The sequence below is a fragment of the Rhizobium sp. 01T444 genome (assembly GCF_056398305.1).
The window spans coordinates 1-793 of record NZ_JBFTPD010000140.1; the positions used below are offsets into that span (position 1 = coordinate 1).

Sequence of the window (793 nt, forward strand, 5' to 3'; positions counted from 1 at the left end):
CAGTTCCCAGGCCGTGGCAAGGCCGGAGAAGCCGCCGCCGATCACCAGGACGTTCTTGCCGGCCAGCTGTGTGCGGTCCGTGACGAGGCAGTGCCGCGGTGAGCTCAGCGCCCAGTTGGCCCAGGTCGGGTGATCGTGATCCAGCGTGTCCGGGCATCTTGCCGTGCCGGTGGCGAGCGCGCTGAGCCTTTGATGGGGGGGCGGGGTACCGTAAGAGAAGGGCGGGGGGCAATATGGCATCGGATGTCCTTTGGAGTCGGCGGCAGTTTGAGCGCTGACGTGACATCGCGGTACTACCAATATTGGTAGTGGCAAGAGCCCAGGAAATTCGTGGGGGACAGGGCGCGTGAACGGCCACCAGCCATACGCGCCCTATGGCGTTCGATGGCGCGAACGTTCAGGCCGAGCGCGCTCACCCGACTCGATCGCCGAGGGTCTGCTCCACGCCGCGCCGATCAAGGCCGGGGTTGGCCTTCGAGGTCGCGCTCGCGGCGGCAGCGCAGGTCCGTGAGCCGAACGATCTGTGGCGCGGTGTCCATGGAGTCTCCGGTGGGCTCCACGGCGCCCCAGCGATTTCGCGCCAGTTCAACGCCATATCTTTGCTGCCACTTCTTGCCGATGGTGCGTTCCATGCAAAGTTGGACGTCAAGATATTTGTCTGCCATTGCCGTGCTGTCTTCCGCGCTCGCGACAGCGCAGTGGGGCAGCAACACGATACAGGCGAAGAGAGCGATCAGGCGAGCGAACATTTCTGGCAGGATCAGGTCGGAGTGAATGATGCGAAGGCTTGCAG

The 793-nt window shown here is 64.2% G+C and carries 2 protein-coding genes; both read right to left on the reverse strand.

Annotation, left to right across the window (positions count from 1 at the left end; genetic code table 11):
• Positions 1-240: hypothetical protein (locus tag AC1DTN_RS37605; RefSeq protein ID WP_477925206.1), on the reverse strand; the 240-nt coding region annotated here is incomplete at its 3' end.
• 215 nt (positions 241-455) lie between these two features.
• Positions 456-793: hypothetical protein (locus AC1DTN_RS37610; RefSeq protein WP_477925208.1), on the reverse strand; the 338-nt coding region annotated here is incomplete at its 5' end.